General features: G+C 66.2%; 24 protein-coding genes. 19 read left to right on the top strand and 5 right to left on the bottom strand.

Annotated elements, in window-relative coordinates; all coding sequences use genetic code 11:
* Window positions 1–77: 77 nt before the first annotated feature.
* Window positions 78–593, top strand: coding sequence for a hypothetical protein (locus ASG92_RS16425; protein WP_157372254.1), 516 nt, complete (start codon window positions 78–80; stop codon window positions 591–593).
* Window positions 594–624: 31 nt separating this feature from the next.
* On the opposite strand, the gene ASG92_RS16420 is transcribed toward ASG92_RS16425, so the two are convergent.
* Window positions 625–822: a hypothetical protein gene (locus tag ASG92_RS16420; protein ID WP_056630462.1), complete on the bottom strand. Its 198-nt coding sequence runs from the start codon at window positions 820–822 to the stop codon at window positions 625–627.
* Between the two features lie 200 nt (window positions 823–1,022).
* On the opposite strand from ASG92_RS16420, the gene ASG92_RS16415 reads away from it, so the two are divergent.
* Window positions 1,023–2,060, top strand: coding sequence for a hypothetical protein (locus tag ASG92_RS16415; protein WP_056630459.1), 1,038 nt, complete (start codon window positions 1,023–1,025; stop codon window positions 2,058–2,060).
* A 597-nt stretch (window positions 2,061–2,657) separates the two neighbouring features.
* Here ASG92_RS16415 and ASG92_RS16405 read toward each other — a convergent pair.
* The 3 genes from ASG92_RS16405 to ASG92_RS16395 form a co-directional block, all read right to left on the bottom strand.
* A complete protein-coding gene (locus tag ASG92_RS16405; protein ID WP_056630452.1) occupies window positions 2,658–3,629 on the bottom strand; it encodes an NAD-dependent epimerase/dehydratase family protein in 972 nt (323 codons plus the stop codon).
* A 318-nt stretch (window positions 3,630–3,947) separates the two neighbouring features.
* On the bottom strand, window positions 3,948–4,367 hold the full coding sequence (locus ASG92_RS16400) for an SRPBCC domain-containing protein (protein ID WP_162256330.1): 420 nt from the start codon (window positions 4,365–4,367) through the stop codon (window positions 3,948–3,950).
* A gap of 106 nt (window positions 4,368–4,473) precedes the next feature.
* Entirely contained in the window at window positions 4,474–4,728 is a 255-nt protein-coding gene (locus tag ASG92_RS16395) for a hypothetical protein (RefSeq protein ID WP_056630492.1), read from the bottom strand.
* An 88-nt stretch (window positions 4,729–4,816) separates the two neighbouring features.
* Here ASG92_RS16395 and ASG92_RS28385 point away from each other — a divergent pair, with 88 nt between their 5' ends.
* From ASG92_RS28385 to ASG92_RS16365, 7 genes are all read left to right on the top strand, one after another.
* The gene (locus tag ASG92_RS28385) at window positions 4,817–4,957 is read left to right on the top strand and encodes a hypothetical protein (protein WP_157372253.1); all 141 of its coding nucleotides are present in this window, start codon (window positions 4,817–4,819) and stop codon (window positions 4,955–4,957) included.
* Between the two features lie 100 nt (window positions 4,958–5,057).
* Window positions 5,058–6,578, top strand: coding sequence for a CYTH and CHAD domain-containing protein (locus ASG92_RS16390; RefSeq protein ID WP_056630447.1), 1,521 nt, complete (start codon window positions 5,058–5,060; stop codon window positions 6,576–6,578).
* Window positions 6,579–6,786: 208 nt separating this feature from the next.
* Window positions 6,787–7,215, top strand: a complete 429-nt coding sequence (locus ASG92_RS16385; protein WP_056630446.1) for a hypothetical protein — start codon at window positions 6,787–6,789, stop codon at window positions 7,213–7,215.
* 429 nt (window positions 7,216–7,644) lie between these two features.
* Window positions 7,645–7,833 (top strand): hypothetical protein, encoded by a 189-nt coding sequence (locus tag ASG92_RS16380; protein ID WP_162256329.1) that lies wholly within the window; start codon window positions 7,645–7,647, stop codon window positions 7,831–7,833.
* 135 nt (window positions 7,834–7,968) lie between these two features.
* On the top strand, window positions 7,969–8,622 hold the full coding sequence (locus tag ASG92_RS16375; protein WP_240987167.1) for a helicase associated domain-containing protein: 654 nt from the start codon (window positions 7,969–7,971) through the stop codon (window positions 8,620–8,622).
* 221 nt (window positions 8,623–8,843) lie between these two features.
* Window positions 8,844–10,346: an alkaline phosphatase gene (locus ASG92_RS16370; protein ID WP_056630437.1), complete on the top strand. Its 1,503-nt coding sequence runs from the start codon at window positions 8,844–8,846 to the stop codon at window positions 10,344–10,346.
* Window positions 10,347–10,414: 68 nt separating this feature from the next.
* A complete protein-coding gene (locus ASG92_RS16365; protein WP_056630434.1) occupies window positions 10,415–10,954 on the top strand; it encodes a hypothetical protein in 540 nt (179 codons plus the stop codon).
* A 77-nt stretch (window positions 10,955–11,031) separates the two neighbouring features.
* Here the strand turns inward: ASG92_RS16365 and ASG92_RS16360 are convergent, their stop codons facing one another.
* Window positions 11,032–11,595, bottom strand: coding sequence for a hypothetical protein (locus tag ASG92_RS16360; RefSeq protein ID WP_157372252.1), 564 nt, complete (start codon window positions 11,593–11,595; stop codon window positions 11,032–11,034).
* A gap of 514 nt (window positions 11,596–12,109) precedes the next feature.
* Between ASG92_RS16360 and ASG92_RS16355 the strand changes: the two genes are divergently transcribed.
* The 10 genes from ASG92_RS16355 (at window position 12,110) to ASG92_RS16310 (ending at window position 25,713) form a co-directional block, all read left to right on the top strand.
* On the top strand, window positions 12,110–12,667 hold the full coding sequence (locus ASG92_RS16355) for a hypothetical protein (RefSeq protein ID WP_157372251.1): 558 nt from the start codon (window positions 12,110–12,112) through the stop codon (window positions 12,665–12,667).
* Between the two features lie 218 nt (window positions 12,668–12,885).
* A complete protein-coding gene (locus ASG92_RS16350; protein WP_056630428.1) occupies window positions 12,886–14,001 on the top strand; it encodes a hypothetical protein in 1,116 nt (371 codons plus the stop codon).
* Between the two features lie 101 nt (window positions 14,002–14,102).
* Window positions 14,103–15,503, top strand: coding sequence for a hypothetical protein (locus ASG92_RS16345; RefSeq protein WP_056630425.1), 1,401 nt, complete (start codon window positions 14,103–14,105; stop codon window positions 15,501–15,503).
* Window positions 15,504–15,763: 260 nt separating this feature from the next.
* Window positions 15,764–18,610 (top strand): hypothetical protein, encoded by a 2,847-nt coding sequence (locus tag ASG92_RS16340; RefSeq protein WP_056630422.1) that lies wholly within the window; start codon window positions 15,764–15,766, stop codon window positions 18,608–18,610.
* Window positions 18,607–19,629 (top strand): phosphate ABC transporter permease subunit PstC, encoded by a 1,023-nt coding sequence (gene pstC, locus ASG92_RS16335; protein ID WP_056630419.1) that lies wholly within the window; start codon window positions 18,607–18,609, stop codon window positions 19,627–19,629. Before ASG92_RS16340 ends, pstC begins: the two co-directional genes overlap by 4 nt.
* Before the next feature lie 3 nt (window positions 19,630–19,632).
* Window positions 19,633–21,012, top strand: coding sequence for an ABC transporter permease subunit (locus ASG92_RS16330; RefSeq protein ID WP_082579551.1), 1,380 nt, complete (start codon window positions 19,633–19,635; stop codon window positions 21,010–21,012).
* Window positions 21,009–22,760 (top strand): substrate-binding domain-containing protein, encoded by a 1,752-nt coding sequence (locus tag ASG92_RS16325; RefSeq protein ID WP_056630416.1) that lies wholly within the window; start codon window positions 21,009–21,011, stop codon window positions 22,758–22,760. The genes ASG92_RS16330 and ASG92_RS16325 overlap by 4 nt, the downstream gene beginning before the upstream one ends.
* The gene (locus ASG92_RS16320; RefSeq protein ID WP_082579550.1) at window positions 22,757–23,809 is read left to right on the top strand and encodes a sortase; all 1,053 of its coding nucleotides are present in this window, start codon (window positions 22,757–22,759) and stop codon (window positions 23,807–23,809) included. Before ASG92_RS16325 ends, ASG92_RS16320 begins: the two co-directional genes overlap by 4 nt.
* A gap of 218 nt (window positions 23,810–24,027) precedes the next feature.
* Window positions 24,028–24,834 carry a phosphate ABC transporter ATP-binding protein PstB gene (gene pstB / locus ASG92_RS16315; RefSeq protein WP_056630489.1) on the top strand — a complete coding sequence of 269 codons (807 nt, stop codon included), beginning with the start codon at window positions 24,028–24,030 and terminating at the stop codon, window positions 24,832–24,834.
* Between the two features lie 3 nt (window positions 24,835–24,837).
* Window positions 24,838–25,713, top strand: coding sequence for a lytic transglycosylase domain-containing protein (locus ASG92_RS16310; RefSeq protein WP_056630410.1), 876 nt, complete (start codon window positions 24,838–24,840; stop codon window positions 25,711–25,713).
* Window positions 25,714–26,330 lie beyond the last annotated feature (617 nt).

Here is a 26,330-nt window from a genome sequence, read left to right as displayed (position 1 = left end):
ACTGCCTCCAGGGCCACAAAGAGGGGGCATCTGATGGGAGTGGTACCAACCCGGAACATCGGCGGTAGTATCGGGCCATGCATGACCCGGACCAAGGGGAATTGAGGCGTCGGCTGGAGTTGCTCGCGCCGTTCCTTCGGGCCCTCGGGCACCGGACACTTGAAACGTACGCCGCGGCCGGGATACTCACGGCGCTGCCCGACACCGCCTTCCCCGTCTCGGACGCCCTCTTCCGCCGCACCGCTGAGGGTCTGACGTACCATCCGCATGGCCCGGTGTACTTCACCATCACCCGGTCGGGGGAGCTGGAGTTCGGCCTTGGCAGCGGAATCCCTCTCACCGACGCGATTATCGGATACGTGCAGCTTGCGCGGGAACAAGATCTGGAGGACACCGCGCCAGAGGAAGGAGCGACAGAATGGTTCCCGCCACCGCGTCTCGTTCTGGACACCGACACCGCCCGGCTCTACATCGCAGCGGTCAGCCGGACGCATCAGCCTGCATCCCGGCCGAGCTTCATACCGGTGGAGCAGTACATCGAAGAACAGGCACAGCTGTTCGTCGAAGCCTTTCGCGCCGCGCCGGTGAAGTAGCAGCGCCGGCGCCGGCGTTGCTACTGCTTCTTTACAGGGAAGCGGACGGGAATTTCTTCCATTGCCGGTGGAAACGGGCCTCGGCATCCAGTGCGACGGATTGTTCCAGCGCGTGCAACCGGCCGTAGCTGAATCCGCTTTCGCCCTGAACGAAGGCCTCGGCGCCGAGCCGGCGCAGCAGGTCGCGGGTGACGACGCTGTCCTGGTAGTCACCAAGGATTTGTTGCACACTGTGAGCGGCATCCAGACAATGAGAGCCTATCCAGGGTCCGGCGCCGCACGACTCTAACCACCGGATCGCATCTGCCTCTGGCCCCCCGCCACGGGTAATAATGATCTTCAGATCACTTCCCAAGCAGTGGCTGGCGGGTCTACATTGTCGCTCAAGCCTGTTGCTGAGCGTTCAGCCGATGCCAATGGGAGTGCCACATGGACCGCAAAATCCGCCTCAGGATCAGACTCGATCACGAGCACACCGCGGAATACCTGAGCGCCAACGATTGGGTTCCTGTTGTCCCCGCCGTTGCAAATGCAACGGACGTCGATGTCGAACGCACGTTTGCGAATGACGATGACCTCCTCCAGGCAATGGCCATGATCAGGAAGGACTCATTCCTGGTCCTCGAAGCCACCCAGGAGGACCTCGAATACACCTTCTACCGTCTGGACGCGTCTGGCGGCAAGCTCGGTGCCGAGGAAACTTTGCTGGGTGCCGTTGTCCGCCTCGTGTCAGAGACCCAGCCGGGTGGAGGCGGGGTGCCCAACGAACAACCCGAAACGACGGCGGCAACCGCGAAGCCCAAGCCTCCGGAAGCCCCTGCACCTCCTGCGTCTATCCCCCAAGAAGTAATGACAGGCGTACCCACGATCCCTGACTCGGTGTGGACATCGCTGGAAAAACCAGACGCCGCGGCAGCAGCCAAAACGCTGATCGAGAAGGCAACATCCTTCGAAACCGACCGTACAGCGCGGGCCGCCTGGACCCCGACACGGGAAAACGCCCTTATGGCCCACGTGAACCCGACACAGCGTGCAGAACTCGCGAAGCGGTTGCTGGAAGAATCTGGGGGGATCACCGAAGGGCACGTGACAGCGCGTGCCGAAAGAAATCTGATGCTCAAAGCCGCTGTCGATGTCACCACATCGATCAACGACCAGCTCAAGAGATGGACCGAGCTGTCCCAATTGGTCGTGCCTTTGCTGGCTGCGATGTCCCTGGCGGGTCTCCTGCTGATCTTGGTCTGTCTAGACCTGCTGCGCGCAGGACGGCTGAACGGGACAGAAATGGCCCTGCTGGCATTCGTATTCACGTTGTCAGCCGTGTCTCCGGCGACACTGCTTCTCATAGGCCGGCCGCTCAAGGGACTGGATCAGTGGAGCCCCACCGGCGCCAAGGCGGAGGAAGCGGCACCCAAAGCAGACACCGGAGGCAAACCTGCCGCCGGCAAGTCCACCGAGGCGCCGTAAGCCGGTTCCTAGGACTGCTCAGCGCCGTAAATCAACGCCGATACCGGCGTTCTTCCTGCGCTCCACAAAGCGTCTTGCCGCCCTACGCCATCACATGCGTTCATGGGCACGCCTGTGTCAAATGCCGCGTCCTGCAAGGCGACCAAGCCCAGGCCGCATGGACATCCTGACCGAAAAACGAGCAACGCCTCGCCAGGCTCGCGATCACCGTGGCTCGGCGAAGTCAGCGTCCACAGAGCCGAGTTGAGTCGACGGCGCGATGAGGCCGAGCGACTCAGCTCCGCATCACCTCTCCCTGTTGACGTTTTGCCGCGCCGAAAATGGACCATTCGTCGTCACACGAAGGCAGAGGGAGTCCTCATACTTGTCATAATCCCCACTATCCGCATCGGGTTAAGGCCGGCTGCCAGTGTGGCTCCCTGTGCAAGTAAAGGGAGGGGAGCAGCAAGCCGTCCCACCACGGGCGAATATTTGGCGACCGAAACCCCGTCGGCTCGCCTCCAATGGCGAGGCCCTTGGCGGTCGCTCCGCCGATGCCTCCGGTGGCGCCGGTGACCAGCACCGTCCTGCCGTCCATCCGCCCGCCGTGATTCCGTTTCATGATTGTGCTCGTCCCGCATGGACCTGACCGGTGTTGATGTAACTGAGCAGTGTTTCGCTGATTGCCTGATCCAGGGGTGTGGCGGTGACACCGAGCCTTTTCGTGATTTTGCTGCTGTCGACGATGAAGGGTTCCTCGAATTGGTACTGCATTTCGAGGAGTTCACGCACGACGGGGTTGGTGATTGCCATGGCGCGCAGGAGCAGGGGAGGGACGGAGCGAAGCTTGGTGTGCTGCTGTCCGGCTTGGCGGTATATGGCGTCAACCAGTTGTTGGGTGCTGCGGGTTTCGGGGTCGTTGGGAAGGTGCCAGACTTCGCCAGGGGCGTCCGGGTGTTCGCCCAAGACGGCGAGACCTTCACCGATGTCGGGGATGTAGGTGTAGGTGTGGGGCTGGTGGCGGTCGCCAAGCACTGTGCTGGTTTTGCCGGCCAGGGCTGCCGGGAAGACCCGGTCTCCTAGGTTGGATTGGGCCCCGCCGCGGGGTCCGAAATAGTCTGAGGCGCGGCCGATGGCAATTTCGGCGCGGCCGGCACGGTGGGCCGTGAGCAGGTCCTCCGCCATCCTGGCCCGGAGCTGTCCCTTTTTGGTGTGCGCGTTGTTTTCGCGGTCCTCGGTCAGGGTGCGTGCGTCGGGGCGGCCGTACATGTAGACATTTTCCATGCTGACAAGGCGGGCGCCTGTGGCCTCCGCGGCCGAGAGCACTCCGGATTGCAGGGCGGGGAACTGTGCGCTCCACGCCTGGTAGGGAGGGTTCATCGTCTGATAGGTGACGGTGGCGCCGCGGGCTGCGCGGGCGGCGAAGGCCGGATCGCTGGCGTCTCCGCCGGCAACTTCCACGTCGTCGGGGACGGCGGCTTTGCCGGAGCGGTTGACCAACCGGACAGTGCGGCCGCGACGGCGGAGGGCATCGAAGGTGGCGAGTCCGATTGCTCCGGTGCCGAAGATGACGTGCAGGTCCGAATTCATGAGGCAGCCTTTGCTGTTGTGGGGCGTTGGTAGCTGGCGGTTCTGGAGGATTCCGGCGATCGCGGTGACAGCTCCGCTGGCGCCGAAGACGATGAACCGCGGATCCCGCCCCCGTTAGACCGGATGCATGGCAAAGAGCGCAGATACAGGCCGAACGCTGGAACGCGGCGGCGTGGAACGATGGCCGGGGCGTACGATCCGCATGAGTGATTCTGGTCAGTTCTCATATCTGTTCCCAGCGCACGCGGGTAACCCGACCCAGTTCCTAGCGCATAAGTGTTGGTAATCTCTGCAGGGCTGGTACCGTTGGCGGCCGGGTCAGCCGATCAGTTCGGCGCGTTCTTTGACGGCGTTGACGTAGCCGGTGCAATCCTGTCCAAGGTCCGGTACGGTCCGCCAGATCAGTCCCAGCAGGGGGCCGCTGAATTCCTCTCTCACTCGCAGGTGAGTCTTCCCGTCCTGGGGTGAGAGTGTGAACGTCCGCACGCCGGTGGATAGGCCCAGGGGAAGGCCGCCGGTCCAGGTCATCATCTCTCCGGGGATCTGTTGGACGCGGAGGCGGAAGGTTCGGTGTCCGCCGGTCCGGGTCCGGATTCTGATGGTGCCGCCGTTGCGCATCTGACCTTCGATGCGGGTGATTCCGGAGTCCCAGACGGTGTAGTTGCTGTCATCGGTGATGATGTCCCACACGGTGGAGGACCGGGCGTAGATCATGGTCTCTGCCTCAAAGGATTTCATAGCCGACAGAGTACGCAGCGCCGATGACGTTGGTGTTTGGACTTCGGGCGGCATTGGTGAACATCACATGTACGGTGCGTGGTCTGGTGAGTGCGATGCGTGGCGTTCACGTAGCCGTATGCTCCGGTTCAGGGCCGTCGGAGATGGCCGCCACCGCTACGCGGATGATCTCAAACTCGGCCATGTCCAGCAGTTTTCGCCCGCCGGTCCGGGCGTCCATGATCCAGAACAGTCCCAGATCCGGAACCATGCCTATCACGCTTCCCCGGTGAAAAATCCGGCCGTTGTGCCATGCCTCGATTTCCTCTCCTGCTGAGAGTTGTGCCCACTCACGGACGATTGGTTGTTCTCCGGCAGTCATGTTGATTCCTTCCACAGCGTCTTCATACTCCGAGGACTCAGCTTGGACATTTCACGTTGCCCACACGTTTCAGCAGAGGGATTTCTTCGTGTTGGCACGTCAGACGCTGGCCGCCGCCCGGCGCGCAGGCGCGCCGCCCTTCGATGAGCCGGCTGTTCCTGATCTGGCAGTCGGTGAAGCCTGGCTGGCGGCCGCCGAGGTCTTGCCCCCGCGGCTGGGCGTTTGGTGACGCGGACCCTGATCCGGTTGCGCTTGATCTCTAGTTCCATTGGGCCAAAGTAGGGACTCTTGGCCCCGTTGTGAACGGGGCCGCGGACTTAGACTTGAGTATGACCGTGCCGGACACCGTAGAGGTGGAACGAAAGTACGAAGTCGAGCAGGATGCCCCGTTGCCGGAACTTGCCATGCTCTCGGACGTGGACCGGGTCGGGACGCCTGAAGAACAGCATCTGGATGCCGTCTATTTTGATACCCGGGATCTGGCGCTGGCCGCCCACGGAATCACGCTCCGGAGGCGCAGCGGCGGAGACGACGCCGGCTGGCACCTGAAACTGCCCCTCGGAGCTGGTGAACGTCGCGAGATGACCGAGCCCGTGGGAAGCGCCCCTGACACCGCCCCGGAACGCCTGCGGCGGCTCGTGCTCGTTCACACCCGCGACCGCGCGCTGGTCCCCGTCGTACGCCTGAGCACCCGGCGCACGGTTCTGTCTCTGCACGGGCCAGCCGACACGGTCCTGGCCGAATTCTGCGATGACCGGGTGGACGCCCACACGCTCCTTGGCAAGCCCGAATCCAGCAGCTGGCGGGAGTGGGAGATCGAACTTGTTGACGGGCGCCGCGACCTGCTTAAGGCGGCGGACACGCTTCTGGCGGCGTCCGGCCAGCACCCGGCGGCTCTGCCCTCGAAGCTTGCACGTGCCCTGGGCGCCAACTACCCTGACGGACCTGCACTCCCGCCAAAACCGACGCGCAAAGGCCCGGCCTCGGCGGTGCTATTGGCCTATATGCACGCCATGGTACGGGCGCTGAAAGCGCACGATCCTGGCGTGCGCGACGACCTGCCGGACGCGGTGCACCAGCTTCGGGTAGCCGCACGCAGCATGCGCTCGGCCCTGGCCACCTACCGCAAACTCACCGACCCCGCGGTCGCCGGGAGTCTGCGGGAAGAACTGAAGTGGCTGGCAGGCGCCGCGGGCGCGGCCCGCGACGCGGAGGTCATCCTCCAGCGGCTCAAGGACATGATCGGCACTGAACCGGCGGAGCTTCTCATGGGCCCGGTCCAACAGCGGATCGAGGAACACCTCGGCGCCAGACACCACGACGCGCGGGCCGCCGGACTGGCAGCCCTTGACAGCGACAGGTACTTCCGGCTGCTCGATTCCCTCGACTCCTTCGTCACGGACCCGCCGCTTTCGGACCTCGCCCGCAAGCCTGCCAGGAAGTGCGTGGCGGACCGGGTAGCTGCCGACCGGACCCGCCTGAAACAGGCGGTCGAAGCCGTAGACGGCGCACGGGACGGGGCCACGGCCGATGCCGCCTTGCACGAGGTACGCAAGTCCGCGAAACGACTACGGTACGCGGCCGAGGCTGCGGCCTCGATCCACGGGAAGCGGGCCCGCCGACTGGCACGAGCCGCCGAGCACATCCAACAGATCCTCGGCGAACACCAGGACAGCCTGGTCACCCGCGAACTGCTCCGAGACCTGGGCGCGAGGGCCCAATCGGAAGGGGCCAATGGATTCAGCTACGGGCGTCTGCACGCAATCGAACAACAACGCGGATCCGACTCCCAGGCACAATTCCTCCGCGCATGGGCGCGGTTCCGGCCGAAACCCCTACACAGGAAGTAAATGCTCGGACGGTTCTTGCCCTTGCCGGATCTGCCGGCACGGCGACGCCCGCTTCGAACACGCCGCTGCGCGGGCATGCTCGGCTGATTCTCCGGATGCCCGGCATACGGAGTCATAAGAGCCATCGCTTATTGACCGGGCCGCGCGGTCGGCGGGAAACTGGGGAGCAGAAATCCTCGGTCTTCAGATCCATCCCGTCGCCGACCGGATGCTTGCGGACCTTCTCGTCACCACACCTGAACATGCCACCCACTCGGATCTGCTGGCCGCGGCCGCGGCAGGCGGAGGCCAGGATGTGAAGGCTTGGCCTACAACCGCCTTGGCCCTGGCCGACGGGCAGACGAAGGCCCTGAGCCTGGCGCTTCGTGTGGCGCGGAACCCTGACAAACTTCTACTCGCCGTCGCTGACCTTCTCGAGGCGAGGATTCTTCCGGGCGGCCCTTCCTGCGACAGCCCCCGCCCGGGCGATGGCACGGTGCTGAAAATACTTTCGCCGGGGCTGGTGCCCCTGTACTTTTCCCGCCCACAGGCACCGTTCACCCCTGCGGAGTCCGCCCGTGCGCACCGGCTCGCCGAGTTGGCGGAGCAGACAGAACTGTCGCGGCGACATCCAGTTACTGTTTCCGTGCTGGACTAGAGGCGTCCTGCCACGCCTCCATGTGTTGACGGCGCGGGCGCAGCCTTCATAGCATTGCGGGGCCTCCCCGGAAGTAGTGAGCGGCCCACGCGCAAACGGTGAAAGCGGGCTTCCGGTTCCGGGCGACGGATTGCTCCAGTGCGTGCAGTCTGCCATAGCCGAGCCAGTTTCCTCCCCGGACGAAGCCTCGGATCCGAGCCGACGCAGGTCGCGGCTGACGACTGTCCCGGTGGTAGCCCAAGACCTTCCAGACGCCGTGGGCGGCATCTGCCAGGCGAGTGCACTTGCCCACCATCACCGTGGGTTTAGATCGACAGGCGATTCACAGGCCAGGTTCACAGACTGTTCACCGGCACCTGATCACATGGGCACATGGACTCGAACCCTCCCGCAGCCGGCGATGCTGAACCTCCGGTTCCGTGTGCCAATTTGAGCAGCGGTCAGGAAGCGGAGATCCGCGAATCGGGCCAACCAGCCCGGCGGGGTGTCATCGATAACCTGACACCGGACGCATCCGTCCCGTGGGTCCGGATCGACGGCCACGCTCCACGCCCGATCTACCTGGCCGGCGACCCCGTGGAAATCCTCCCGGAACTGGAAAACCCGGTCGCCTATTAGGCACCGCGCCGCCGCTCCAGACAAAGGAGGCGGCGTGCACGTTAGTCAGGGTGATTTCGTCGGAGCACCCAGGCATGACGGCAGTGGCAGGAGCCCAGGCGGTTGATGGCGCGTCAGGTGTGGAAGGATGCAGCCGTGACGAAAAAACGGTGCACGGCCACTCCCCATGCTGAGTGGGTACTGATGTACCGGAAAGGGTTGTCGCGGAAGAAGATCGCGGAACTGACACACCACGACGTCGCCAGGGTCTCCCACCACATTTCCGTGGCGAAGGCCGCGGATCCCGCCCTGCACGCCGAACACGCGGCAGCAGCCAAAGGGTCCGCCGCGCATGCAGTGCCAGGCCTGAAGCGCCTGTATCAGGTGGTCGCGATGGTCGAGGCAACTGGCCGCTACCCCTCCCGTAATGCCGAGGACAGAGCGGAACGGGAGCTCGCGCAATGGCTGCGGCGCCGCCGCCGCGATGCCGAGGCCGGGATCCTGAACCCTGTCATCGGCGAAGGCCTGGCCGCACTGCCTGACTGGCAGCGGAAGCCCAGAGAGGCAGCACACCAGCAAAAATGGCAGGACCGCCTCCAGGAACTGGTCGCCTACCGGGCAGCAGGAAACCCCTGGCCGCGCACCACGCTCACCGTCACCGGGCAGGAGCGTGAACTCGGCATCTGGCTGCGCGGCCAGAGGTACAAGTACAAGCACGGCCAACTGCATCCCGTGCGAGCCCGGGCGCTGGACGCAGCACTGCCAGGATGGATCACCGGCCGGAAAGCTGCCCACACCCGGCCCCAATAGCCGGATTCAACAAGGGCTCGCACTCCCGACGTCCCCGCCGCGCTGATGTTGGGCACCCGCGCCCCGGTTACGCCCATTCGATCCGCACCGGGAGCGGTGTTCACGCTGGCTTCACTCCCGATCCACTGAAGTGTCGCCCGGTGGCCCGGTAACGCCCCTAGCGTCGTGGCTTGGCGCCCGTCGGCGCCGGTCACTCGCACTTTCTCGTTGGGAGAACTCTGATGGGACGCACTCTTTCAGTGCTTACATCCACTGCGGCTCTTGCCGCCGTGCTAACGGCTGTCGCCGTCAGCGGACCAGCCGCCCCCGCTTCGGCTGAGGATAACAACGACGGCCGGACCAAGAACGTCATCTATCTGCTGGGCGATGGCATGGGTCGGACGCACGTCACCGCCGGCCGGGAGCGCTTCTATGGCGCGAACGGGAAGTTGGTCATGGAGACCCTTCCCGCGCAGGGCTACGTGAGCACCTATGCTGTGGAGAAGAAGTCCGGCCAGCCGGGACAGGCCGACTTCAGGCCGAACCTCGTCACCGACTCCGCCTCATCGGCCACCGCCTGGGCCTCAGGGGTTAAGACCTACAACGCCGCCCTGGGTGTAGACGCCAAGGGCACCGTCGTGCCCACCATGATGGAGTTGGCCAAGCAGGCCGGCTACCGCACCGGCAACGTCTCCACCGCCGAGATCACCGACGCCACCCCGGCCGGGCAGATGAGCCACGCCCTGGCGCGCGGCTGCCAGGGCCCTGTGTACTCGGCAGCCGCCTGCCAGGACACCACCGTGACCGGCGCGGCGCTTCCCACCGGCGATGTCCGGGTCACCCCGATCGCTGACCAGATCGCCCGCAACGGCACCGCGGACGTCATCTTCGGCGGCGGCTTGAGCCGCTTCGACAGCACCGACGAGACCGCACTGAAGGAGCAGGGCTACGCGGTTCTGGGATCGGTCTCCAGCCAGATCCCCGCCACCCGCACCGACCTGAACAGTGCGACAGGCGAGAAGGTCTTCGGCCTGTTCAACAAGGGCAACCTCACCATCGAAAAGACCAAGCAGGACAACCCCGCCGCCCCTCAGGCGCAGGAACCGTCGCTGCCGGAAATGACTAAGAAAGCCATCGAGCTGCTCGACAACAAGAAGAAGGACTCCAGCGGCAACGGGTTCTACCTCCAGATCGAAGGTGCGCTGATCGATAAGCGCTCCCACGCCAACGACGCGGCCCAGACCCTTGAAGAAATCAAGGCCTTCGACGACTCCGTCGCGGCAGCACTGGACTTCGCCAAGAAGGACGGCAACACGCTGGTCATCGTCACTGCCGACCACGAATGCGCCGGGTTCAACATCATTGAAAAGGGCAGCTTCACCAACGCCGAAGCGGCCGCGCCCCCGGCCAACGTCGACGCCGCCAACACTGCCAACAACTCCGCCACGAGCCGTCCGGGAGGCAACGTCAAGGACCCCGCCCGCTCCACGGGAATCATCAACGGCGCCGGCGCAGGCGATCCGCGAAACTTCGCACCGGCAACGTTCCGCACTCCGGACGACAGTGCCGAGGTCAAGGACGGATCCAAGGAAGCCAGCCTCTGGCTGACCTACCTCTCCGGCAACCACACCGGCGCGGATGTCCCCATCTACGCCTACGGCTCGGGATCCGAGCAGCTCCAGGGCAGCGTGGACAACACGGACCTCTTTGACATCGTCGGGAACTCCCTCCGCGTCCTCCGCTAACCTGCACCGCCCGCCGGAGTCCGGGGATCAACTGATCCCCGGACTCCGGCTACACCCGGAAGAAAACCATGAACCGCAAACGCCGACTTCTCCTCCTCGCCGGACTCCTCGCCGCAGCCCTTCTGGCAGTGGCCGCGTTCACCCTCCGGACCCCGGTCGGACCGTCCGCGTCGGCAGCCGAGGCCACCCCCATGGCTGCCGCCGCCCGGACGTCATTCCCGGGGCTGGTTCCGGCAGCCGGGGAGCCGGACCTCCCCGCACTCCACACAGTCAAGCCGCCCAAGGGCCAGGCAACTCAGGTCGCAGGACCCTTCGATGACAGGCTCGTCCTGGAAAACCTTGCCTTCAACGGTTCAGCCGCGACCGGCGCAGTCCGCGTCACCAGCGACGTCAGCGATGTCCTCGAGCTTCAGGTGCTGGCAGGCTTCTACGACCACGACGGCGCTCTCTTGGGCACCGCCCGCTTCGTCCACCACCTCGGAAGCGAAAGCCACAACCACGCCGGGCCGCCCGAAGAGCGCGAGAAGTTCAGCATCGCGGTTCCTGCCAAGTACCACGGCAAGGCCGTCTCAGCGGCAGTGGGCGTCCCCGTCCTTGTCAACGAGTAGCACCAGTGACGGGCGCCGGTGAACTCGCCGCTGCCCAAGGTCAGGGGCCCATGCCGGGATGCCGGGATGCCCGGCGGCTACAGAAGCTGACCGGTCAGGACATCAGTGGGAACGGACTCGCTCAGGTGCCGATGGCCGTGCTGGGCGGCGGCGGCAAGTATTTTTGCCCCACCCAGCGCCTGCAGTGCGGTGGCCACTGAGCGGTCGCGATCGCGTGCGGTGCGGTGCCACGCCGGAGTCATCATCACGGGGCGCGATCCAATGGAGGCGTACCAGCCAAGGCTGCGGGTGCCCGGATGTTTCACGAGGGTGATGCTGAGCCGGGGGGCTGCGTCGCGGATCGACCCGGCGTGGGCTGCGGCCCGCGCATAGTCGGTGAAGATGCCTACTCCCCGTGCGAGTTCCCTTTGGTTGCCCGAAATGAGGCGCCAAACGGTGAGGATTTCCTGGAAATTGGGGGGCTTGGCAACGCCAGGGTTCCCGAAGGATACCGCCGAGGCCGACGGGAAAGAATGGACGGCAGACCGGACGCGGCTGGCGACCACCAACAGCGGTGAAATGTAGTCAAGCTGCGGGCCTGAGGCCAGCACCTCTGCTTCACGCTCCCGCCAACGCGCGACCGCCGGCATCCCCTGATTCATGAATGATGCGAAAGCTACACGTTCGTTAGGCACTTGTTGTCTCGTCTCAGCTCTCTATTTCGTTAGTGCCAGTACGACAACAACGCCGGTACTGACAGCCAGCAGGGTCAGACGTACTGGACGTACATCCACCATCGGCGGGACGAGAGCGATTTTTCGTATCGGTCGTGGTGCGGCATGCCTCAGGAATACAGGCGGCCTCTCAAGATTCGCTCAAGGTCTGCCTAACAGCGGGATAACTTATCCAAGGCGGGGCGATCTGGCACCCGGCCGGTGACTCCGGGGCCTGCGAAAGTCAGCCGCCGCCGGTGCGGTGTAATTACCGGCGTGACGAGGAATTTTTCCAAAATTCGGCGTCCGTTGGGAATCTGAAAGACGCAATTCACCCTTCGACTCCATCCTTGACGAGGCCGTGGGGGCGCACCTATTCGAGGCGGCCCTTGTGAACGGGAGACCGCCAGTGCCAAACGAACGGATAGCTTTTACCTCATTCATTACCCAGCGGGTTCCTGCCGTGGCTCGCTGGCAGGAACGCGAGGCGGAGATCCTTGATTCGCCCGTCGAACCGGACTACGCGTCGCCGGTCCCGGATCTGGCGCGGAGGGGCCGCACGGATGCGTCGACTTTGCCGGCTCCGCTGATCCCTATAGCCAGTCGGCCCGCCGCAAAGCCCAACCCGTTCAACCAAGCGTTCACGGTGTGGCGTCTGATATCGGCCAACAACCGTGAAATCGCGCGCGGGGCCGGGATGTACGCGGACTATGCGGAGGCTGCCGCGCACGCCCAGCTCGTCCGTGACGCCGCGCCGCTTCTGACGGTCACGTTCATCCGCCGGGCCGGAAGCGGCGAATATGGCTGGTACGCCTCCTTCGGCAAGTGTCCCGTCCTGCTCGCCGCCGCATGGCACCGTACAGCGCGTGACCGGGACCGGTCCGCCGCAACCGCACTGCAGGCCCTGGGCGGAGCGAAGATCCTGGCAACGGCAGCTCGCCACGGGCTGCGGCATCTCGCCGGTGTACTTGGCCCCCTGGACCAGGAGCTGGAAAAGGTCCTCGGGCAGGATTCCCCGTAACTTCTCTTGCCGCTCGGCAAGTGTTCACCTAATGACCTCCGTTTCTTAGTCTCCGGCTTCGTAACCCCGGGAGCGGCTGCCGCAGAATTTTCTCTGGCCGCACTCGCGCAGGACGATGCGCCGACAACGGGCAGACCGGCCCGCCGCTGACTCAGAGGCACCAGCGGACGTCCGCGGCCGCCACGCCATCACTGAACTTCCGAGACTGGGGAAACACCATGAAATCAAAGTCCTTCAAGAAAGCCGGGGTCATCAGCGCCTCCGTGCTGGTTCTTGGGCTTGCAGGCGTCACGCTTGCCTCCGCCAACCCGGCGACCGCCGGGCGCCCCTACGCCGCTGTTGGCTCCGACACCACGCAGGACGTCTGGAACGGGCTCACCAACGCCGGACCGCTCAAGGCCGTCGCATCCTACGACGCCTTTGGCGAGCCCGCCACCATCACCCTGGAAACCGGCAAGCAGCTGTCCCGGCCGGCGGGCTCCGGCGCCGGCGTGAAGGCCCTGAGCGCTGCCCACAACGCAGCCAACCACGTCTACAAAGACTCCGCAGGCAATGCCTTCACCCTCGCTCCCGAGGACATCGCAATCGCCCGCTCCTCGTCCTCGCCTTCCGTCGCCGGAAACGACCTGACGTTCCTGCCGTTCGCCAGGGACGCCGTCTCCGTGGCCTACCTCGATTCGGCCGGCACCACACCGCTTGACCTGACCACCGAGCAGATCAAGAACATCTTCACCTGCACCGCGGGCGCCGGCGTCACCATCGACGCTGCCGGCAAGCCGGTGATCAACGGCATCACCCTCACGCCCAAACTGCCCCAGGCCAGCTCCGGCACGCGGTCGTTCTTCCTGAAGGCCGCCGGCATCACGGTCAGCACCTCGTGCATCCCGGCGGGCAACCAGACGTCCGCCGAGAACAACGGCGCCGCCCTGGTCGGCGAGGGCGACATCATTCCCTTCTCCGCCGCCCAGTGGATCGCCCAGAAGAACGGCGCCACCTCAAACACCACCGCCGCCGGCCAGCACCTGGCCGACGTCGACGGCCTGAAGGCCGTCGACCCGGCAAGCACCGGCACGTCCCTGAAGCCGGGAACGCTCTTCGGCAACCCGGCGCTGGTACCCGCCTCCGCCGTCGGAACCTTTGCCCGCGACACATTCAACGTGGTTCCGACCGCCATCCAGACGTCAACCACCGGACGGGACGCCATCCTCCGCAACACCGTCACTTCGCTGCTCAAGACCACCGCCAGCAAGAGCATCATCAGCAGGTTCGGCTTCAAGAACATCGAGTACGCCGGCGACTGGACCAAGGGAAAGCCCTCCGGCTACACGAACTAGCAGCAGCCCGGCAGGCCGCAGTGCCTGCAGTCCCACCCAGCAGGGCCCGTACTCAGCAACCACTTCATCGCCTTGGCGAACATTCATGAAAGAGAAGGCTCATGGCCATCCTAGGTAACACATCATCCCGCCGGGGCATGCAGGCTGCCTCCGCCGTCGTGGGAGGCGTGCTGCTCCTCACCGGCAGCATTATCCCGGCCCACGCAGTCGTACCTGCGGGCTCGTCCGGCACGGTTAGCTCCAGCAAGTCCGCCGGCACGTGGGCGGCGGCAGACCTTGCCGCAACGGCCCTCACCACCGACCTGGTCTGCCCCGTCACCGACGAATTGTCCGGCGCCGTGGTGTTCCTCTCCGACCGTGGCGCGGAAACCCCGGCAGTTACCGGATCCGACGTGCGCGTCGAATCGCTGTACTCCTTCACCCAGGACGCCCTGTTCCAGATGTCGCTGGACGCCAACGGCAACCTCGCGGCGTCCAGCACCCTGGAGAACGGATTCCGGGACAGCAGCAACGCTGCCGTTGCGGACATGGCCGCAACGGTAAAGCCCAACCATCCGTACAGCATCGGCTACGTCTGCACGCAGCAGTCCGCCGACTTTGCCACCGCCACCGTGAACGCAGTCAGCGGAAAGCCGGTAGCAGCATGGGCGACGCTCACCACGGACGCCGCAGGCCAGTGGACCATCAGCGCGGCGCAAGGGACCTTCAGCTCGGTGGCCACGCCCACCATCAGCGGAACCGCAGCAGTGGGCTACACCCTGACTGCCAAGACCGCCGCGCCCGTCCCGGCGCCGGACGCCACCACCTTCCAGTGGCTGCGCAACGGATCGCCCATTGGCGGCGCCACGGCAAGCGCCTACAAGCAGGTCGCTGCCGACCAGGGCCAGAAGATCAGCGTCCGCGTGCGCCACACCAAGGCCGAGTACGACACCGCCGAGAAGGTCTCCGCGGCCATGACGGTCCAGGCACTGTTCAGCGGCCTGGTTGCGCCCAAGCTTTCCGGGACAGCGGCCACCGGCTACGTCCTCAAGTCCACCTTTACCTGGCCCTCGCCCCGGCCCACTGCCATCACCTACCGGTGGCTGCGCAACGGTGTGATCATCAGCGGCGCAACAGCTGCCACGTACAAGCTGACCGCACTGGACCGCGGCAAGCAGATCCGCTCCCGGGTCTCCTTCTACCGGACCGGCTACCTGGCCACGTACCGTGATTCCACGGCCGTGGTGCCCAAGGCCGTGTTCACCTCGGTGACGGCCCCGGGCTTCAGCGGGACCACGGCAGTTGGCTACACCGTGAGGGCCGCCGTCAGGCTGCCCTCCCCGGCACCGGCCGCCATTGCCTACCAGTGGCTGCGCAACGGAGTTCCGATTTACCGCGCCACCGGCGCCAGCTACAGGCTGACCGCCATGGACCGGGGCAAGCAGCTCCGCCTGCGCGTTCAGTTCATCCGCTCCGGATACCTCACCGCGACCGCCACTTCGGCATACCGGGTCATCCGGTAACTACTCCGTGAATGTTGGGGCGGGCCGGTATCCGGTCCGCCTCAGCAGGTTTACCCATTGTTCATGCGGACGCTCCCATTCCTTAGCATTCGGATAGCTGCCACCGGCAGCGCTGTACCCATAATTGCTGAAATGCCCAGAGGGGCACGCCGGCCTGACTCCGCCCGGCCGCGGTCACACGCCGGAATGCGGTACCGCCGCACCCCTGAATCAGCCCGGCCCGGCCAGCATTCCGGCAGCACTGAAAGACAGAACCCCTGATGACTCTTCCCAGCACACGCGTGCGCCCTCTCGCCCGCTTGGCCGGCGTCCGCCGGCGCGTGGCGGCGTTCGCCGCCGTGGCTGCGGCCGTGACGGCTGCGACCCTCCTGGTGCCTGCGGCCCCGGCCTCGGCAGACGCCGTTCCCGGTTCGGACTGGGGTTCCCAGGGAAGCATGGCCAGCGACTCCGCTGTCACGGTCAACTGGGACAACAGCGGCAACTCCGGAGACAGCGTGGTTCCCCGCGGTGCCGGGCAGCCGCTGCCCCACACGGACGGCAAGACCTACGCCGATGTCAGCACCCGGCTCCGGCGCGAAGCCGAATCCACCTTCGGGGCGGACAACGGACTCGGCGGCCTGGCCGTCACCGTGTCCCAGACCCGCAACCTGCAGAACCAGGCCGTGACCGTCTCCTTCTCCGGAGCGAAGGCCGTGGCGGGAAGCAACGGAAAGACCTCAACCTATCTTCAGGTGTTCCAATGCTGGGGCGCCATGGGTTCGGACGGCAAGCCCGATCCGAAAGCATCCGCTCCGGACCCGGCAACCTGCCAGTTCGGCGCCACGGGACCCGACGGGGACATTTCCAACCCGGCACACCAGCGCGCCCTCCTCAACGACCCGCTGGTGCACGGCGGAGACTGGGAGCAGGCCGACAAGGCCTCGCCGTCCATGAATCTGCCCGCGCCGTTCGTCGCCGTCAACGGCCAGAACACCCGCATCACGGACGGCTTCAACCTCAGCGAGTACCGGAACCCGTTCTTCAGCAGGACATCGACCAACGAGCAATCCAACTTCCTCTCGGCCGACACCGGATCGGGCAAAGTGTCGGCCGGCGGGTCGCGCACCTTTGAAATCCAAACCGGCTCCGAAGCCTCCGGGCTGGGGTGCGGATTCCGGCCTGACGCGCCCAGCGTCAGCAAATGCTGGCTGGTTGCCGTTCCGCGGACCGAGGTCATCGACAGCATCCTGAATGCGGGCCCGCTCTCCCCAAGCCTGTGGGCCACCCGCGTCCAGGTTCCGCTCCAGTTCCAGGACTCGGCTGCGGTGTGCCCTTCGGACCAGGCTGCCACGCTGAGCTTCGGCTCCGAATCCCTGGCAGCCGCCATGAAGTCGTGGATTCCGGGCATGTGCGCCCAGAAGAACTTCACGCTGGGTTTCACCCCGATGTCCGACAGGCAGGCCCGCTCCCAGCTGGGTGCCGGAAAGTCCCTCGCCTTCACCACCCGGCCGGTCGCAGGCCGGAAAGGCCTGGTCTACGCCCCCGCCGCGATCAGCGGCGTGGTGGTGGCCATCACCATCGATAACGTCTGCACCCGCCGCTTCACCCAGTACACCGCTGCCGACTGCGGCTACGCCAACCAGGCCGAGTTCGAAGCGGACAGGGCCCGCAACGGTTCGCTGGTGCGGAACCTCAGGCTCAACGCCCGCCTCGTCGCCAAGATGCTGACCCAAAGCTACGTCCTGCACACGGCCCCGGCGTCAGCCGAAGACGCGCCGTTCGCGCACCCGGGAAGCACCCGCTATGGGCAGCCCATGACTTACAGCCTGCAGCAGGATCCCGAGTTCCTGGCCCTGAACCCCAAGGGACTGGGCTCCGCCGCCAACATTGCCCCGCCGGTCGTCGAGGGCCTCAGGTCGGACGCCGCCGCCGCAGTGTGGGACTGGCTCCTGAACAACCAGAGCGCCCGGGCGTTCCTCGAAGGCTGCCCGGACGCATCCGGGATGGTCATCAACCCCTTCTACTCCATGCGCACGTACGCCTCCTGCGAGGACCGGGCGGCCCAGCTCGACGCCGTGGCCAAACAGAAAATCGCCGATACCAAGAAGCCCGGGTCCTTCACTTACGCCGCCCCGGTCTATCCGTCCGACAGCGCCCCCTACCCGCAGCAGTACTGGACCGAAAAGCCGTCGGTCTTGCTGGCGGACGGCAAGACGGTGGACCAGCCGGCGCTGACGGTCGGCGACCAGTATGCGCGCGTCCTGGACATGGCCGCCGCAGCCCAGAACACGGTGCGGGCCCAGCCGGCCTCCGTGACAGAGTGGTGTGCCGACTGCAGCCCGCCGGCCTTCAAATCCGTGCCCCGCCAGGGATTTGGCAGCCGCAGCGTCATTTCCGTCACCGACGCCGCCTCCGCCGCGAAGTTCCAGCTGCCCACCGCAGAACTGTGCAGCTCCGACGGCTCGGCGTGCGTCGCCGCGAACAACGCCAGCCTGGCAGCCGCCGCGGCTGCGTTCGAGCCCACCGGGACGCCGGGAGTCCTCGGCCCGGACCCCACCCCGGACTATGCGGCAGGCGCCTACCCCCTGACGGTCCCCGTCTACGGGGTGGTGGACTCGTCCGCCGTGACTCCCGCCGAAGCCGCCACTTACGCCCGGCTCTTCGACTACGCCGGCACCACCGGCCAGCAACAGGGGTTCCGCTCCGGGATGCTGCCGCCGGGATATGCACCGCTGACCGCAGCACTGAAAGCCGAGACGGCCGCAGCTGCCAAGGCCATGCAAAGGGCCGGCAGCCTGAAGGCCGGCATCCCTTTGGCCGGTGCGAAGACCGCATCGCCGCTGGCCGGCGTCGTGCTTCCCGCAAGCGGAGTCGTGCCGGACCAATCGTTGGGCGCCGGCACGGGCGCCGGGGTGGAGGCCGCCGCGGCCGAGCCCGCCGCGGCTCCAGCGGCCGGCAAGGCGGCGGCGCCTGCCGGAGCCGCGGCCCAGGCACTACAGCCCGTAGCCGGCGGACAAACGGCGCGCACAGGCAGCGCCTGGCCACAGCACCTGCTCCTCATCGGAGTCGCCCTCGCCGCCGCGTCCGCTATTTCATCGCTACTGCTTGCCAGAGGAAAACGCCGATGAGCACCTACCTGCCCGAATACCACCCGGAACAAGAGACCGAAGCAACCGCCCGCCCGCTCACGTACCGTTTCGAACCCAAGGACTACGTCTTCCGCAGCATCACCCGCAGCGGCGGCATCATTGTGCTGGTCGTCATGGCGATGGTGGGAATCTTCCTCGCCTCGAACGGCATCAGCGCCATCAACGAGGTGGGCCTCTGGAAGTTCCTGACCACGCAGAACTGGGCGCCCGAAAGCAACGACTTCGGGATCGCCGCCGTCCTGTGGGGTACGGTGCAAATCGCCCTCGTGGCGTTGCTGGTGGCCATGCCGTTGTCCCTTGGAACGTCGCTCTTCATCACCGAAGTTGCGCGCGGTTGGGTCCAGCGCACGCTCACGTCCCTGATCGACCTGCTGGCGGCCGTCCCGTCCGTGGTGTTCGGCCTGTGGGGCGCTTACATGCTCCAGCCGAACATCGTGGATTTCAGCAAGTGGATCTCGGTGTGGTTCGGCTGGATCCCCATGTTCCAGGTGGAGGGGGTCGACCCCGCAAGCCCGCTGCGCGACACCGTGCCGTTCACCGCCTCCACCTTCATCGCCGGGCTGGTGGTGGCCATGATGATCGTGCCCATCCAGACGTCCATCATGACCGAGTCCTTCCGCCGGGCGCCGATCGGCGAGCGCGAGGGCGCCTTTGCCCTCGGGGCAACCCGCTGGGGCATGATCCGCACGGTTGTCCTGCCGTTCGGCCAGGGCGGCATCATCGGCGGAACCATGCTGGGCCTCGGCCGGGCGCTGGGGGAGACCATCGCGATCTACCTCATCATCAGCCCGGTGTTCGAGATCAAGTTCCACATCCTGGAGAAGGGCGCGAACTCCATCGCTGCCATGATCGCGCTCAAATATTCCGAATCCAACGAGTTCGCCATGAGCGCGCTGATGGCTGCCGGATTCGCACTGTTCATTGTCACGATGCTGGTCAATTTCACCGCATCGGCCATCATTGCGCGTTCGCGCTCCGGCGCCGAAAGCGAGGGTTAGCCCATGTCCCTGATCGATGAAATCGCCGTGCGGCCGTCGGCGCCGGACAGTTCCGTCCCAAACCGCACCCACCTGCCGCTGCTGGACAAGGCCGAAGCCGACCCCGATGAGGGCCGGATCCGGCTCGGGGCCGCACGCCAGCGGTCGCTGGTGCTGGCCGGGGCCGCCCTCGGTGCGCTGGCCATGGGGCTGCTCCTGACGGTGGGGATCGGCGTGATTCCGCTCGGCTGGCTGTTCGCCGTGTCCTTCTTTTGGTTCCTGGTGCTCTACACCGCCCTCGTGGCCCTGCGCGAGCCCCTGCCGGTGGTGCGGGACGGCTTCGTGACCGTGCTGCTGTGTTCGGCCGGCGTCGCGGTGGTTGGCACCCTGGCGCTGGTGGTGTTCTTCACGTTCGCCCGCGGCCAGGATGCGCTGGGCCACATCAACTTTTTCACCCGGGACATGACCGGCACGGGCCCGCTGTCCGGCCTCGACGACGGCGGGATCCTCCACGCGCTGGTGGGCACCCTCGAGCAGATCGCCATTGCCCTGGTGATGACCATTCCGCTGGGACTGACTACTGCGGTGTTCCTCAACGAGGTGGGCGGCAAGTTCGCCCGGATCGTCCGGACCGTGGTGGAAGCCATGACCGCGCTGCCCTCGGTGGTGGCCGGACTCTTCATCTATGCCGCAGTCATCATGGCCGTCACGCGCCAGACCAACGGGTTCGCCGCGTCCCTGGCCATCACCGTCCTCATGCTTCCCATCATGATCCGCTCCGCCGATGTGGTGCTGCGGCTCGTCCCGGGCAACCTGCGCGAAGCCGGCCTTGCCCTGGGCGCCGGCCAGTGGAGCGTGGTCTGGTACGTGGTCTTGCCGACCGTCCGCTCCGGCCTGGCCACCGGCGTCATCCTGGCCACGGCGCACGGAATCGGCGAAACAGCGCCCGTGCTGCTGACCTCCGGTTTCACCGGCGTCATGAACGTCAACCCCTTCTCCGGCCCGCAGACCCCGCTGCCCCTGGCCGCGCTGGACCTGGTCCGCTCACCCGTGCCCCAGATGGTGTCCAGGGGTTTTGCCACGGCAGCCTTCCTGCTCCTGGTGGTCCTGGTGCTGTTCATCATCGCCCGGCTCATCGGCGGCCAGGAGGCCGGCAAAACCACTGACGGCCAGCTGCGGCTGATGGCTGCCCAGTCGCGGCGGGACCTGCCGCGGATCGAAGAAAACTACCGGCGGCTCCTGGAACAACGGAACCGCGACCTCGACGCCGCCGACATCCCGGATGGAGCCGACGCCGACATCCCCGACGGTTCCGCCGTCAGCCGCAACGCCACCACCAACGTCACCGCCGTTCCCATACCCCAGGACCGTGCGTCGAACACCACCATGCAGGAGAAGCCATGAACCGCAGGCCGACCAGGACCAATGCCCCCGCGACCATCGCGGGCGTGCTCATCGCTCTTGGCCTGATCTTTGCCGGCCTGGCCCCGGCCCACGCGGCCAGCTACATCCGCATCGGCGGTTCCGGGTCCTCCTGGGCAGGCAACGCCCTGCAGGACTGGGTCTCCCGGGTCGGCTCCCAGGGCGTCACCGTGGACTATGAGAACAAGGGATCGTCCACGGGCCGCAAGGAATTCGCGGACAAGATGAAGCAGTTCGCCGTCTCCGAAATCCCCTACACCGGCGACACCGCGGACCCGCGGGACAACAGCCTTCCCCCGTTCAAGTACGCCATGCTTCCGGTGGTGGCCGGCGGCACCGCGTTCATGTACAACCTGAAGACCGGCGCCAACCGCCTGACCGCGCTGAAACTGTCGCAGCAGGCCATCGCCAAGATCTTCACCGGCCAGCTGCAGAAGTGGAACGATCCCATCATCCGCGCCGACAACCCCGGTGTTCCGCTGCCCGATGCCCGGGTCAACGTGGTGGTCCGCTCGGACGGCTCCGGCGCCACGGCCCAGTTCACCCTGTGGCTGCTGCGCCAGTTCCCCGCCGACTACGCCAAGCTCTGCCAGAAGACCGGCTGTGACCCCCGGCGCGCCACGTCCTTCTTCCCCATCGGCAACGGCCAGCTGCAGAACTTCGTGGCGCAGAACGGTTCGCAAGGCGTCACCACCTACACGGCCAACAACCAATACACCATCAACTACGACGAGTACTCCTACGCCAAGGGCATCGACTTTCCCGCGGCGCAGGTGAAGAACGCGGCCGGGTTCTACACGCTGCCCACCGAGCACGCCGTCGCGGTGGCCCTCACGCAGGCCAAGATCAACCTGGACAGCAAGTCTGCGAACTACCTGTCCCAGGACCTCTCGAAGGTCTACGGCTACCAGGATCCCCGCTCGTACCCCATGTCGGCGTACTCCTACATGATCGTTCCCACCCAGACCACCGAAGCGCTGAACACCGCGCAGGGGGCCACCCTGGGATTCTTCGCCAATTACGCGCTCTGCGAGGGCCAGCGGCCCATGGGCCAGCTTGGCTATTCCCCGCTTCCCATGAACCTGGTCCTTGCCGCGATGGACCAGATCCAAAAGATTCCCGGAGTGGACAAGTCCACGCTGGACAAGATCAACCAGACCCGGGCCAGCGTCAAGAGCGGCGGGACTCCGGCGTGCAACAACCCCACGTTCAAGCCCGGCGATTCCCCGGCCATGAACCAGCTGGTGCGCAGCGCCCCCTTCGACCCCGCATGCAACGCGGCGTGCCAGGCAGCGTGGACCGGTGCCACCGTTGCGGAGAACCAGGGCCCGGGCAGCACCGGCTCCAACACCGGAAAAAGTGGTGCCAAGTTGGCTGCCGCCGGTGCCCAGGCAGCCGGTGCCGGCCCGGCCGCTGGGGCGGGAGCGCCCGCCGCCGCCGCGGCACCCGCAGCCTCCGGAGGAAGTACGACGGCGGGCTCCGCGGCTGCCGCGTGCGATGCGGACACCGGTGTGTGCGGCTCCCCGCAGGCCCAGGGCGCAACTGCAGGAAATCCGGGGCAGGCGCTCACTCCGGTGTCCACCAACCTCGCCGCCACCAACGGGTGGGGCCAGCCGCAGACCCTCCTCGTGGTCATCGGGCTGCTGATGCTGGTGCTCGTCCTGGCACCTCCGCTGGTCGCCCACCTGTTGGGTCAGCGGTCCGCGGTCAAGCAGGGGTCCAAGACATGAGCATCGTTACCCGGCCGGCAGCTGACCGGGCGGTCCAGGAGGCCGCCGTCCCTCTAGCCGCCCCCGAACCCGGCGCGGCGCAGCTCATCCGCCCGGGCCGCCGTCGTCGTTCCCCACGCCCGGTGTCCCAGCGCGAGACATCCCAGCACCCGGTATCGCCGCGCAAGTCCTTCCCGCGCAAGGCGCGGACTGTGGTGCCGCCCAAACCCGTGAGCGTGGTGTTTTCGATGGCGCTCACCATGGTGGCCGCGCTCATCACGCTGCAGCTCATGAACATCATCGTCATCTCGCCGCTGCAGCACTCCACCGCGCAGGCACGCCTGTACGACCAGCTGCGCCTCACGCTAAGCGAAGGTTCAGCCCCGCTGGGACAGACCGATTTCGAGGGCAAGCTGGTGGCCCCCGGCACCCCGCTGGCCCTGCTCGAAATTCCCGACCTCGACATCACGGAAGTCATTGTCGAAGGCACGGCCGCGGCCCAAACCATGGACGGCGTGGGCCACCGGCGGGACACCCCCCTGCCTGGCCAGCCGGGCACCAGCGTGCTCATGGGACGCTCGGGTGCCTTCGGCGGCGTCTTCCGCAACCTGAGCCTGGCCGGTCCGGGGTCGACGTTCACCGTGACCACGGCCCAAGGCGTGGCCAGCTATCAGGTCACCGGGCAGCGGCGGGCAGGTGACACGGCACCGCCGCCTCCCTCCGGCGCCGAAGGCCGGCTCACGCTCATCACGGCGGACGGTCCGCCGTTCATGCCGGATGAGGTACTCCGAGTGGACGCCAAGCTGGTCTCCAAGGCGTTCGATAAGCCGGCGCCTGTGATCCAGCCCGGGTCGCTGCCCGGGCAGGAACAGGCCATGGGGCAGGACACGTCCAATCTCTTCGTCCTTGTCCTGTGCCTCCAGCTCCTCATCATCGTGGCCCTGGCCGCCGTGTGGTCGTGGAAGCGGTGGGGCAAACGGGAGACCTGGATCGTGTTCCTGCCGGTGCTTGGCGCCGCCGCGCTGCTGACCGGCACCCAAATCAATTACCTTCTGCCCAACCTGCTCTAAGGGAAACTCCCATGAAAATGCCTTCAGAACCGCACACAGTGGCCATGACTACGCTCCCGGATGAAGCGGCCGGCGCCGGCGTGCATGCCGGTGCACGCGCCGGGCAGCAGTCCCCGGAGCAATCCGGCACCGCCAGCCAGCAGCTGGCAGTATTTGACCCCGCCGACCCGTTCGACGCCGGGTCCACGTTTGATCCCGAGGCCACGTTCGACGCCGGCCTGGAAAAGCGCTTCAGCCTCGCCGCCCAGCCGGCGGCCGGGCTTGAGGCGGAAAACATCAGCGCATGGTTCGGCGAGCGCAAGGTCCTGGACCGCGTGTCCCTCAGCATGCCGGCCGGCACCGTCACCGCACTCATCGGGCCCTCCGGCTGCGGCAAGTCCACGTTCCTGCGCATCCTGAACCGCATGCATGAAATGGTGCCCAGCGCCTCCCTGGCCGGCGAGGTGCTCCTGGACGGCCAGGACATTTACGATCCGCAGCAGCGGATCACGGCCGCGCGGCGCAACATCGGCATGGTCTTCCAGAAGGCGAACCCGTTCCCCGCCATGTCCATCTACGAGAACACCGTTGCGGGCCTCAAACTGGCGGGGCTAAAGGCCTCGCGCGCCGAGAAGGACTTCCTCGTGGAGGACTCCCTGCGGAAAGCGTCGCTGTGGGATGAAGTCAAGGACCGCCTGCACCAGCCGGGCGGCGGACTCTCCGGCGGCCAGCGGCAGCGTCTATGCATCGCGCGGTCCCTGGCGGTCAGCCCCCGGGTCCTGCTGATGGACGAGCCCTGCTCCGCCCTCGACCCCACGTCCACGCGGCGGGTGGAGGAGACCATCGAATCCCTCCGCGGCGAGGTGACCATCGTGATCGTTACCCACAACATGCAGCAGGCAGCCCGCGTGTCCGATACGTGCGCATTCTTCCTGGCCGCGCAGAACACGCCCGGTGTCATCGTGGAGCACGGCGACACCAATGCGATGTTCAGCGACCCCCGGGACCAGCGGACCAACGACTACGTCAACGGCAGGTTCGGCTAGTCCATGCTCCGCCTCAAACGCCTTGCCGTCCTGAATATCGTCGCCATCTGCGTCATCACGGGGTTCTTCGCCTGGGTCATGCACCTGCCGGCGCCTGACACCCATTCCGGCCAGACCCTGTCCGCCCCTGCCCAGGCCGCACCCGCCGCTCCGGCTCAAGCGGCCCGGACCCAGTCGGCAGGCCAGACCGGAGCGCCAGGAGTCACCATAGCGGGGCCCGAGTACTCGGAGCCTGCCGCGGGCGGCCAACAGGCCCTGGGCCTTGAGCTGCTGCCGGCCGACAGCACCCATGCGGTGAGCACTACCGATTTCACGATCGATGCGGGATGGCTTGCCCGTACCGCGGCGCAGACGGGGATTCCGGCACGGGCACTTCAGGCCTATGTGGCCGCCGCCGGCGCGGCCAACGTGGCCACGCCTGGCTGCGGGATCGGCTGGAACACTCTTGCGGCCATTGGCTGGATCGAGTCCGGTCACGGAACGCACGGCGGCGGGGAGCTAACGCCGGCCGGGCAGGCAAGCCAGCCGATCATCGGCCCCAGCCTTAACGGTGACGGGTTCGCTTCCATCCCTGACACGGATGCCGGCGTCTTGGACGGTGACACTGCCTGGGACCATGCTGTGGGGCCTATGCAGTTCATTCCGTCGACGTGGCGGCTGGCGGGCCGGGACGGTAGCGGGGACGGCGTGGCCGACCCCCTGAACATCGACGATGCCGCGTTGAGCGCCGCCTTCTACCTTTGCGCGGCTGACCGGGACCTCACCGCTGCCCGCGGCTGGACCGACGCCGTCTACTCCTACAACCAGTCGGACGCCTACATCACCCAGGTGCTGGACCAGGCGAACTCCTACGCCGCGTTGTCAGGCGCCGCCGGATAACTGACGGCACCACATCGGCTTCATTCGGCCCGCAGTCATTTCTCTTGTCTCACCCAAGGATTGATGGCAGGGGAGCGGAGCAGTTCCAGCGCATCACTTGAACCGGAAAGGCCCCTGATGGCATTGCGAGATGACTGAATGCCGCGGCACAACGCGCAGTGGATGTGTTGCCCGGAACGATCATGGAGGGAGAGGGGCTGGAGACGACGATATTGCATCAGATGCAACAATCACTGTTCACTCGACTTAATACCCGCTATCGGTGGCGAGTTAATACCCGCTATCGGTGGCGAGCCTTACGCGATGACACACGGAGCGGTCATGAGCGTCGAAACCCTGGCCGTTCGGCCGGACGACAGCATCGCCACCACCACGCCAAGCTCGCCATCACCTACCGATCAGAGGTCTACTCGATCCTGATCTGGCTACGAGACGCGCCCTAGGAGGCTGCTGAACAACGCGGTAGTGGGGCGGGCGGAACGCCCCAATGGCCGTCAAGCGGCGTGTTCTGGTCAGCACCCTAGGGTGCGACAACGGGGTCGTTCCGCCCGCTTGCCAAGCGGCGTGTTCTGGTCAGCACCCTAGGGTGCGACAACGGGGTCGTTCCGCCCGCTTGC

The sequence above is a fragment of the Arthrobacter sp. Soil736 genome (assembly GCF_001428005.1).
Taxonomy (GTDB): Bacteria; Actinomycetota; Actinomycetes; order Actinomycetales; family Micrococcaceae; genus Arthrobacter.
The sequence above is the reverse complement of the archived record's forward strand: the minus strand, read 5'-3'. Positions and strand labels throughout refer to the sequence as shown.

Excerpts from the sequence above, each read along its gene's own strand:
- ASG92_RS16425 (WP_157372254.1), top strand. The coding sequence starts at position 78 with ATGCATGACCCGGACCAAGGGGAATTGAGGCGTCGGCTGGAGTTGCTC.
- ASG92_RS16415 (WP_056630459.1), top strand. The coding sequence starts at position 1,023 with ATGGACCGCAAAATCCGCCTCAGGATCAGACTCGATCACGAGCACACC.
- ASG92_RS16405 (WP_056630452.1), bottom strand. The coding sequence starts at position 3,629 with ATGAATTCGGACCTGCACGTCATCTTCGGCACCGGAGCAATCGGACTC.
- ASG92_RS16400 (WP_162256330.1), bottom strand. The coding sequence starts at position 4,367 with ATGAAATCCTTTGAGGCAGAGACCATGATCTACGCCCGGTCCTCCACC.
- ASG92_RS16395 (WP_056630492.1), bottom strand. The coding sequence starts at position 4,728 with ATGACTGCCGGAGAACAACCAATCGTCCGTGAGTGGGCACAACTCTCA.
- ASG92_RS16390 (WP_056630447.1), top strand. The coding sequence starts at position 5,058 with ATGACCGTGCCGGACACCGTAGAGGTGGAACGAAAGTACGAAGTCGAG.
- ASG92_RS16385 (WP_056630446.1), top strand. The coding sequence starts at position 6,787 with ATGCTTGCGGACCTTCTCGTCACCACACCTGAACATGCCACCCACTCG.
- ASG92_RS16370 (WP_056630437.1), top strand. The coding sequence starts at position 8,844 with ATGGGACGCACTCTTTCAGTGCTTACATCCACTGCGGCTCTTGCCGCC.
- ASG92_RS16365 (WP_056630434.1), top strand. The coding sequence starts at position 10,415 with ATGAACCGCAAACGCCGACTTCTCCTCCTCGCCGGACTCCTCGCCGCA.
- ASG92_RS16360 (WP_157372252.1), bottom strand. The coding sequence starts at position 11,595 with ATGAATCAGGGGATGCCGGCGGTCGCGCGTTGGCGGGAGCGTGAAGCA.
- ASG92_RS16350 (WP_056630428.1), top strand. The coding sequence starts at position 12,886 with ATGAAATCAAAGTCCTTCAAGAAAGCCGGGGTCATCAGCGCCTCCGTG.
- ASG92_RS16345 (WP_056630425.1), top strand. The coding sequence starts at position 14,103 with ATGGCCATCCTAGGTAACACATCATCCCGCCGGGGCATGCAGGCTGCC.
- ASG92_RS16340 (WP_056630422.1), top strand. The coding sequence starts at position 15,764 with ATGACTCTTCCCAGCACACGCGTGCGCCCTCTCGCCCGCTTGGCCGGC.
- pstC (WP_056630419.1), top strand. The coding sequence starts at position 18,607 with ATGAGCACCTACCTGCCCGAATACCACCCGGAACAAGAGACCGAAGCA.
- ASG92_RS16330 (WP_082579551.1), top strand. The coding sequence starts at position 19,633 with ATGTCCCTGATCGATGAAATCGCCGTGCGGCCGTCGGCGCCGGACAGT.
- ASG92_RS16325 (WP_056630416.1), top strand. The coding sequence starts at position 21,009 with ATGAACCGCAGGCCGACCAGGACCAATGCCCCCGCGACCATCGCGGGC.
- ASG92_RS16320 (WP_082579550.1), top strand. The coding sequence starts at position 22,757 with ATGAGCATCGTTACCCGGCCGGCAGCTGACCGGGCGGTCCAGGAGGCC.
- ASG92_RS16310 (WP_056630410.1), top strand. The coding sequence starts at position 24,838 with ATGCTCCGCCTCAAACGCCTTGCCGTCCTGAATATCGTCGCCATCTGC.